The organism is Alienimonas sp. DA493 (assembly GCF_043951915.1).
Taxonomy (GTDB): Bacteria; Planctomycetota; Planctomycetia; order Planctomycetales; family Planctomycetaceae; genus Alienimonas.
The window spans coordinates 1-8,328 of the sequence record NZ_JBINJD010000196.1 but is presented as its reverse complement, the minus strand read 5'-3'; the positions used below and the strand labels follow the sequence as shown (position 1 = coordinate 8,328).

Below are 8,328 nucleotides of genomic sequence, written 5' to 3'. Positions count from 1 at the left end.
GGGCCGCCCGGGGGCGCCCCGCCGCCGGTTCCCCCGCCGCCCGTCGTTCGTCCCCCCCGCCCCGTACGCCCGTGCCCGCCGCCCCGCCCGCCGACCGCCCGCTGGACCTGTTGCTGGTGGAGGACGACCCGGACTTCCGGGAGATGGCGGCCCACTTCCTGTCCCGCCGCGGGCACCGCGTCTCCCAGGCCGCCGACGGGGCCGCCGCCCTCGCGGCGGCCCGGCGGGCGGAGTTCGACGTCGCCGTGGTCGACATGAACATGCCCGGCCTGACCGGTTTGGAGGTGCTCGACCGGCTGCGGGACCTGCAACCGCTGTTGGAGACGCTGATCCTCACCGGGCAGGGGACGGTGGAGACCGCCGTGCAGGCGATGAAGCTGGGCGCCTGCGACTACCTGACGAAGCCCTTCCCCCTGCCGGACCTGGAGCGCCGCTGCCGGATGGCCGCCGGCCGGCGGGCGATCCGCAAGGAGAACACGCAGCTCAAGGCCCTGCTGGCCCGGGACCGGACGCGGACCGCCGTCGTCGCCGACAGTCCCCCGATGCGGCGGGTGACGGCGCTGGTGGACCGCGTCGCCGCGACCGATCACACCGTGCTGATCACCGGGGAGAGCGGCACTGGCAAGGAAGTGATCGCGAGGATGATCCACGAGCGCAGCCCCCGGGCCGACCGCCCGCTCGTCACGGTGAACTGCGCCGCCCTGCCGGAGCAACTCGTCGAGAGCGAGCTGTTCGGCCACGTCAAGGGTGCCTTCACCGGCGCCACCTCGGAGCAGCCGGGGCTCTTCGAGGTCGCCGACGGCGGTACATTGCTGATCGACGAGCTGGGCGAACTGCCCCCCGCGCTCCAACCGAAACTGCTGCGGGTGTTGGAGGACGGCTCGCTACGGCGGGTCGGCTCCAGCACGGAGCGGCGAGTGGACGTGCGCGTGATCGCCGCCACGAACCGGGACCTGTCCGCCGAGGTCGCCGCCGGCCGGTTCCGCGAGGACCTGTTCTACCGGGTGAACGTGCTCACGGTACATCTCCCCCCGCTGCGGGACCGGGGCGACGACCTGTGGCGGCTGGTCGAGACGAAGCTCGCCGGCCGGGCGGAACTCGACCCGGAGGCCCGTGCCCTGATGACCGGCTACGCCTGGCCGGGGAACGTGCGACAACTGCTCAACGCGCTGGACCGGGCGCTGATCCTGGCTGACGACGGCCTGATCTCTCCCGACGACCTACCCGCCGAGCTGCACGCCCCCGGCACGGCCGAGCGACCGATCGACGCCGCGGCGACGGAGGCCACGGCGCCGGGCGCTCCCCCCGCGGACGCGCCCGTCCCGCCGGCCGCCGGCGGGGGGACGTTGGCGGACCGGGAGCGGGCGGCGGTCGTCGCGGCGCTGCGGGACGCCGGCGGCAACAAGGCCGAGGCCGCCCGCCGGCTGGGCGTCCACCGCCGCAAGCTCTACCGACTGATCGAGCGGCACGGTCTGACGCCGGAGACGCCCGGCCCCGACGCGTCGTAGGCGCCGCGGTCCGCTCTTCATTTTCCCCGAACGCGCCGCCGACCGTGCCGAAACCCGCCCCGCACAAGGGGCCCGCCGCCCCGCGACTGGCGGCCCTAGGCCGCTACCTCCGCGATGCCGTGTACGGGGCGACGGACGGGACCGTGACGACCTTCGCGGTGGTTTCCGGCGTGGAGGGCGCCGGGCTCTCACCGCGGATCGTGCTCATCCTCGGCGCGGCGAATCTCGTCGGGGACGGATTCAGCATGGCCGCCGGAAACTACCTCGCCACCAAGGCGGACCGACAGCGAACCGCTTCAGTCTCAAGCGGTTTTCCCCCGGAGGGGGGGGCTCCCGTCGCCGAGGGCGCCCCCGGCGCCGCCCCGCCGGGCCCGCTGACGGCCGCCGGGGTCACCTTCGCCACGTTCGCCGCCGCCGGGGCCGTGCCGCTCCTGCCTTACTTGTTAGGCGGGATCGCGGGGGGACCCGCCGCGAGCGTCAGCGCTGCCCTGACGGCGGGCACGTTCTTCGGGATCGGAGCCGCCAAAGCGTTGGTCGTCCGCACGCGGTGGTGGCGATCCGGGCTCGAATCGCTGGCGATTGGCGGGGCGGCGGCGGCCCTCGCCTATCTCTGCGGTCGGCTGCTGTCCGGCGTCGCCTGACCGACCATGAAGTGCCACACGGACCCGGCGACGCGGCCGAGGCGACGCCGCGGGACGGAGCTACCGCGGTTTCGCGGCCAACGGCGGTTCCGCCAGTTCCCCGCGGGCGATGCGAACCTCCTTCGGGGCCTCGATCCCCACCCGCACGTGCCCCGTCGCCGTCCGCTGGATGGAGACGCGGATGGAGTCGCCGATCAGGATCTCTTCGCCGGTCTTCCGGGTGAGCAGGAGCATCGTGGCCTTCCTTGGTGCGAAATGCTGCGGTGGGGAGTACGTCGCGTCGGTCCGTCGGCCCCCGTCCGGGTCGAACGGGGCCGCATGCCCGCTTTTGCACGCGGCGTGCCGTTTCGGAGTCGCGGTCCGGGACGGCGACGGCAGCGAACTGCCTCGGGGGCCTATTTCACAGCGTCAGCGGCGGAAGGGGACGTGGGCGGTTTTTTTGCTCCGCCTTGCCCGGGGAGCGAGCGTGCGGCTCCGCACGCCCGCATGAGCCCTGACGGCGCGCCGCCTGCCCGCCCGCCCCCGCCCGTTCGTGGGCTGTCGGAAAACCCCGCCCGGCCCGGGCGACAGGCCCGGCGGCCCGCGGCGGACGGACGGGGCCCGGGCGGATTCGGCGCCGAACCTGCTGACCCGGGCGGCGGCGGATCGCCCGCCGGTCGTCCCGCCGCACCGTCCTCCGCCGCCGTGTCCTCCGCCCTCACGTCGCCCCCGGCTCCGCCGTCCGCGCAGGACGCCCCCCGCACGCCCGCCCGGCCGACGACGTGGCCACGTCGCTGCGGACCGACCTGCGGGCCGGCCTCCCGCAGGACGAGGTCGAGCGGCGCCGGGCGGAGTACGGCCCGAACGAGCTGATCGAGGCGGCCGGCCGCTCGCCGTGGCAAATCCTGTACGAGCAGTTCGCCACGCCGATGGTCCTGCTGCTGCTCGCCGCGGCGGCGGTCAGCGTCGCGTTGGGCAAGTACGCCGACGCCGCGGTCATCCTGCTGATCGTCGTCCTGAACGCGACGTTGGGATACGTGCAGGACCGTCGGGCCGAACGGTCCATGGCCGCCCTGAAGCAGATGGCCTCGCCCCTGGTCGCCGTCCGCCGGGGCGGCGAGTCGCGGACCGTCCGGTCCACCGACCTCGTGCCCGGCGACGTCGTGACGCTGGAGGCCGGCGGCCGCGTCCCGGCGGACGGGCGGCTGGTCGCGACGCACCAACTGCGGATCGACGAGGCGGCCCTGACCGGGGAGAGCGGCGCGGTGACGAAGGCCGCCGACGGTCTGCTGCCGCCGGACGCGCCGCTGGCGGACCGCGTCAACTGCGCGTTCGCCGGCACCGTCGTGACGGCCGGCCGCGGACAGTTGCTGGTGACGGCGACCGGGATGCGCAACGAACTGGGCCGGATCGCCGGGATGCTGCAGACCCTAGAATCCGAGGACCCCCCCCTGCAGCGGCGGCTCGGGGAGCTGGGCAAGACGCTGGCCGTCGCCGTGTTGGTCGTCATCGCGGCGGTCGTGGCGCTCGAACTGCTGCGGCGCCGGGACGTCTCGTGGCCGGCCCTGAAGGAACTCGCCGAGACCGCCCTCAGCATGGCCGTGGCCGCCGTGCCCGAGGGGCTGCCGGCGGTGGCGACGATCGGCCTGGCGACCGGCGCGCGGCGGATGCTCCGGCGGAACGCCCTGATCCGCCGGCTCCCGGCCATCGAGGCGCTGGGCTCCGTGACGCTGATCTGTTCCGACAAAACCGGCACCCTCACGCAGAACCGCATGACGGTGACGCAGTTGGAGGTCGACGGCGAGCGGGTCGAGCTGCCCGGCGATGCCCCGGCCGACGACGCGGGGCGCCCGCCGTTCGCCCTGCTGCTCGCCGCAGCGGCCCTCTGCAACGACGCCGAACCGGCCGTCGGCCCCGACGGCGAACCGGCCGCGGTCGGGGAACCCACCGAAGCGGCGCTGGCGGTCGCCGCCGCCCGGGCCGGGCTCGGCAAAGAGGAACTCGAACGCCGTTTCCCCCGCGTCGCAAAGTTCCCCTTCGATTCGGACCGGAAGCGGATGACGACGGTTCACCGGGTCGCCCGCGGCGTGGACGGCGCGGCCGCGTTACCGCTCTTCGGCGGCCTCGTCGGGGAGGACTGGGAAGGCGTCGCCTGCGTGAAGGGCACCGTCGGCTCCGTCCTGTCGGTTTGCGATCACGTCTGGACGTCCGGGGCCGTGCGGCCTCTGGACGGGGCGGCGGAGGAGCGAGTCGAAGCGGCGAACGCCGCGATGGTCGCCGAAGGGGTGCGGGTGCTGGCCGTCGGATTCCGCCGGTTCGACGTGCCGTCGGCGTCGGTCGACCCCGCCTCGGCGGAAACGGGGCTGACGTTCCTGGGGCTGCTGGGGCTGTCGGACCCCGCCCGGCCGGAGGCCGCGGCCGCGATCGCGGAGTGCCGCACGGCCGGGGTGCGGGTCAAGATGATCACCGGCGACCACCCGCTGACCGCCGCCGTGATCGCCCGCGACCTGGGGCTGGCGAGCGACGGCCGCGTCGTCACCGGCCGGGAGCTAGACGACCTGCTGCGGGAGGACGGCGACGCCTTCGCCGGGGTCGCCCGGGCGGTCGACGTGTTCGCCCGGGTGACGCCGGAGCACAAGCTGAAGCTCGTCGAGGCCCTCCGCACCGCCGGCCCGGCCGGGCCCGCCGAGGTGGTCGCCATGACCGGCGACGGCGTCAACGACGCCCCCGCGCTGAAGCGGGCGGACATCGGCGTCGCCATGGGCCTGGGCGGGACGGACGTGGCGCGGGAGGCGTCGGCGATGGTCCTCACCGACGACAACTTCGCCACGATCGTCGCCGCGGTGAAAGAGGGGCGGACGGTCTACGGGAACATCCGCAAGTTCCTGCGGTACGCGCTGCCCTCCAACGTCAGCGAACTGTGGGTGATGACGCTCGGGCCGCTGCTGGGCCTCTTCGCCTTCGCCGCGGACTGGCTGGCGCCGTTCGGCCGCACGCCGCTGCCCCTGCTCCCGCTCCAGATCCTGTGGATCAACCTCGTCACCGACGGGCTGCCCGGGCTGGCCTTCGCGGCGGAGCCGCCCGAGAAGGACGTGATGAGGCGCCCGCCGGTCGACCCGCGGGCCGGGCTCTTGGGCGGGCGGCTCCTCCAACACATCGTCTGGGCCGGGCCGACGATCGGGCTGCTGAGCTTCTTCGTCGGCTGGGCGTACTGGGACGGGACCTCCGGCGAGGGGTCGCAGAACGTCGACCTGTTCCGCACAGTCGTCTTCACCGTGTTGACGTTCTCCCAGATGTGCCACGCGCTCGCGGTCCGCAGCGACACGGAAAGCCTGTTCTCGCAAGGCCTGACGACCAACTGCCTGATGGTCGGGGCCGTGGGCCTCACCGTCGCGCTCCACCTGGCGATCTTGTACGTGCCGGCGCTGGCGGACCTGTTCCACGTCGTGCCGCTGACGGCGGGGGATCTGCTTCTGTGCGTGCTCGCCGGCACCGTGATCTTCTGGGCCGTCGAGTTGCAGAAATGGATCCTCAGATCTCGCTAGGCCGCCGGCGCCGCCGTGCGGGACGCGGCCTGAGCCTCACTGCATTCTCCTCGATCGAAAGGAACCGTCGGCCGTGACCGCCGCGCCCAGTCCGTCCGCCCGCAATCCGTTCCTCGCAGGGTTGGTCTGTGGGGGCGTGGGAGCCGCCGCGGCCTATGGCGCGCTCCGCGGGGGCGGGGCGGCCCTCTGGTGCGTCCGCAGGCGACGACGGCTGCGACGGCTCGTCGCCCCGGACCGCGAGATCGCGACGCCGGCCGGCCACGGCGACGGGGCCCTGCCGCCGCCGGTCGCCACGTATCTCCATCGGGTCGGCGTCCGGGACGTGCCGGCGCCCGCCGTTGTCGAGTTGCGGCACGAGGGCGAACTGAACCTCGCCGAGATGGGGCCGGAGGCACGCTGGCGACCGTTCACGTCGCGCCAGTGGGTCGCGACCGTCCGGCCTGGATTCCTCTGGGACGCCGCCGTCTCCGCGGCGCCATTCGTTCCGGTCCGTGTCTGCGACGCCTACCTCGGCGGGAGCGGCCTGTTGGAAGCGAGGCTGTTCGGCGTCGTCCCGGTCGCCTCCGCCGACGGCCCCTTGTTGGCCGAGGCCGAGTTGATGCGATATCTGGCGGAGGCGCCGTGGTCCCCGTGGGGTCTTCGGCCCTCGTCCCGCCTGCGGTGGAGCCCGGACGGCGAACGCGCCGCCTGGGCGACCCTCCGCGACGGGATGATGGAGGTCCGGCTGCAGTTCCGCTTCGGCGAGGACGGGCTCGTCGAGTCGGTACGGGCGAACGCCCGGACGCGGCTCGTCGGAGGCGTTCCCGTGCCGACGCCCTGGATCGGTCGGTTCGACCGCTACCGTCGCCGCGGCGGGGTCCTCGTGCCGACGCTCGGCGAGACGGCTTGGCTCGAACCCGGCGGCAAACGGCCGTACTGGCGGGGGCGGCTGACCCGGCTCGCATTCTGCCGGGACGCCCGCCGGGCGGTGCGGACCCGCACGTTCGGGACGCAGGCGGTCTACGAAACTCTACCCCAACAGCATAACGGCGATCGGCACGACCCGTGCAACCGTTGAGGACGCCCCCCCACCTCTCCGGAACTCACGATGGCCCCCTCGATCCGCCTCCCCTTCGGCACGTTCACCGCCGCCTCGTTTTCGCATCCGACTTCGGGTCTGAGGCTCCGGGAGACACACCTGTCCTGGGTCGTGTTGACCGGGCCGCGGGCCTACAAAATCAAGAAGGCGGTCGACTTCGGGTTCACAGACGCCCGCCGCCTCGAGGACCGGGAGCGTCTCTGCCGCCGGGAGATCGAGGTGAACCGGGTGCTCGCCGGCGACCTGTACCGTGGGGTCGCGGCGATCACCTAGCAGAACGGCACCCTGCACGTCACGCCCGCGGACCAGGGCGTGGCGGGAACGGCGGCCGCGGAGGACGGGGCCGACGGGCGGCCGATCGAATGGGCGGTGGAGATGAAACAGTTCCCGGCGGAGCGGCTGATGTCCGCCCGGCTGGCCGCCGGGGCCGTGACCGAGGACGACGCGCGGCGGCCGGGACGCCGGATCGCCGCGTGGCACGCGGACGCCGAGCGGACGGACGCCCCCGCCGACCCGGTCGGGTGGAACCGCCGCATCCTGGACGCCGCGCTCGACGCCCTGCGGCAGCGTCTGGGCTCGGTTGGGCGGCGGCGCGTGGACGCGCTCGGCCGGTGGGCCGCCGGCTTCCTCCGGGAACATGCCGACCGATTCGCCGCCCGGGCCGAAGCCGGGGCGTACCGCCTCTGCCACGGCGATCTGAACGTCGACAACCTGCTGTGGACGCCGGCAGGCTTCCGGGCGTTCGACGCGTTGGAGTTCGACGACGACCTCCGGCGGACGGACGTCGCCGCCGACCTCGCCTTCGCCGTCACCGACCTCGCCGCCCGCGGCCGGGTCGATCTGTCCCGGCAGACGCTCGCCGCTTACTTGGAGGCCTCCGGCGATTACGAAGCGTTGGACGTCCTGCGGTTCTACTTCGTCGGCCGGGCCGCCGTGCGTGCGTTGGTGCACGAACTCTATCCGCGGGACTCCGCGGGGCGGCCGTCGGAGCCGGGTTCGGCGGAGTACCTCGCGGAGGCCGAGCCGTTCGCGGAAGGCGACCCGCCGCTCCTGGCGATCACGCACGGGGTCACGGCGGCCGGGAAGACCACCGCCGCCCGACGGTTCGCCGCAGAGACCGGGGCGGTCTGGCTCCGGTCGGACGCCGAGCGGGTGCGGCTGCCGAACCTGCCTCAAGGTTGGGCGGAGCACCGGTACTCGCGGCGGCGGACGGGGCCGACGTACTCCCGGCTGAGGGTCCTCGCCGGGGATGCGCTGCGGGACGGTTGGCCGGTCGTGGTCGACGCCGCCTGCCTGAAGGAGCGGCAGCGCCGGCCGTTCGCGGAACTCGCCGAGCGGACGGGCGCGCCGTTCACGATCCTCGACTGCGACGTGAGCCCGATCGAGGCCGCGGAGCGGATTACCCGCCGGCTCTCCGCGGACGCCGACGAGTCGGAGCCGACGCTCGCCGTATTGGCCGAGCAACTGGAAACCGCGGAGCCGCTGACGGCGGCGGAGCGACCCTTCACCCGGCCGGCCGCCGGCCGCCCGGCGGTCGCGGCCCCCGCAGCGGCCGGAAAGGGCGGGCGGGGCCGTCT

Annotated in this window: 7 protein-coding genes; 6 read left to right on the top strand and 1 reads right to left on the bottom strand. The window is 74.1% G+C overall.

The genetic code is table 11. From position 1 onward, the window contains the following. Positions 1-143: 143 nt before the first annotated feature. Complete coding sequence (locus ACG2DA_RS20280) at positions 144-1,508, top strand: sigma-54-dependent transcriptional regulator (RefSeq protein WP_395258182.1); 1,365 nt, start codon at positions 144-146, stop codon at positions 1,506-1,508. Positions 1,509-1,552: 44 nt separating this feature from the next. Continuing rightward, a complete protein-coding gene (locus tag ACG2DA_RS20275; RefSeq protein WP_395258179.1) occupies positions 1,553-2,149 on the top strand; it encodes a VIT1/CCC1 transporter family protein in 597 nt (198 codons plus the stop codon). 60 nt (positions 2,150-2,209) lie between these two features. On the opposite strand, the gene ACG2DA_RS20270 is transcribed toward ACG2DA_RS20275, so the two are convergent. After that, complete coding sequence (locus tag ACG2DA_RS20270; RefSeq protein WP_395258177.1) at positions 2,210-2,383, bottom strand: carbon storage regulator; 174 nt, start codon at positions 2,381-2,383, stop codon at positions 2,210-2,212. A gap of 410 nt (positions 2,384-2,793) precedes the next feature. Here ACG2DA_RS20270 and ACG2DA_RS20265 point away from each other — a divergent pair, with 410 nt between their 5' ends. The 4 genes from ACG2DA_RS20265 to ACG2DA_RS20250 form a co-directional block, all read left to right on the top strand. Beyond that, a complete protein-coding gene (locus ACG2DA_RS20265) occupies positions 2,794-5,673 on the top strand; it encodes a cation-translocating P-type ATPase (RefSeq protein WP_395258180.1) in 2,880 nt (959 codons plus the stop codon). A gap of 73 nt (positions 5,674-5,746) precedes the next feature. Beyond that, positions 5,747-6,730: a DUF6920 family protein gene (locus tag ACG2DA_RS20260; protein ID WP_395258176.1), complete on the top strand. Its 984-nt coding sequence runs from the start codon at positions 5,747-5,749 to the stop codon at positions 6,728-6,730. A 30-nt stretch (positions 6,731-6,760) separates the two neighbouring features. Then, positions 6,761-7,024, top strand: coding sequence for a hypothetical protein (locus ACG2DA_RS20255; RefSeq protein WP_395258175.1), 264 nt, complete (start codon positions 6,761-6,763; stop codon positions 7,022-7,024). A 39-nt stretch (positions 7,025-7,063) separates the two neighbouring features. Beyond that, positions 7,064-8,328 (top strand): AAA family ATPase (locus ACG2DA_RS20250; RefSeq protein ID WP_395258174.1); only part of this gene is annotated, 1,265 nt, incomplete at its 3' end.

What these genes read in the sequence shown, in the direction of transcription:
- ACG2DA_RS20270 (WP_395258177.1), bottom strand. Translation starts at nt 2,383, where the DNA reads ATGCTCCTGCTCACCCGGAAGACCGGCGAAGAGATCCTGATCGGCGAC.
- ACG2DA_RS20280 (WP_395258182.1), top strand. Translation starts at nt 144, where the DNA reads ATGGCGGCCCACTTCCTGTCCCGCCGCGGGCACCGCGTCTCCCAGGCC.
- ACG2DA_RS20255 (WP_395258175.1), top strand. Translation starts at nt 6,761, where the DNA reads ATGGCCCCCTCGATCCGCCTCCCCTTCGGCACGTTCACCGCCGCCTCG.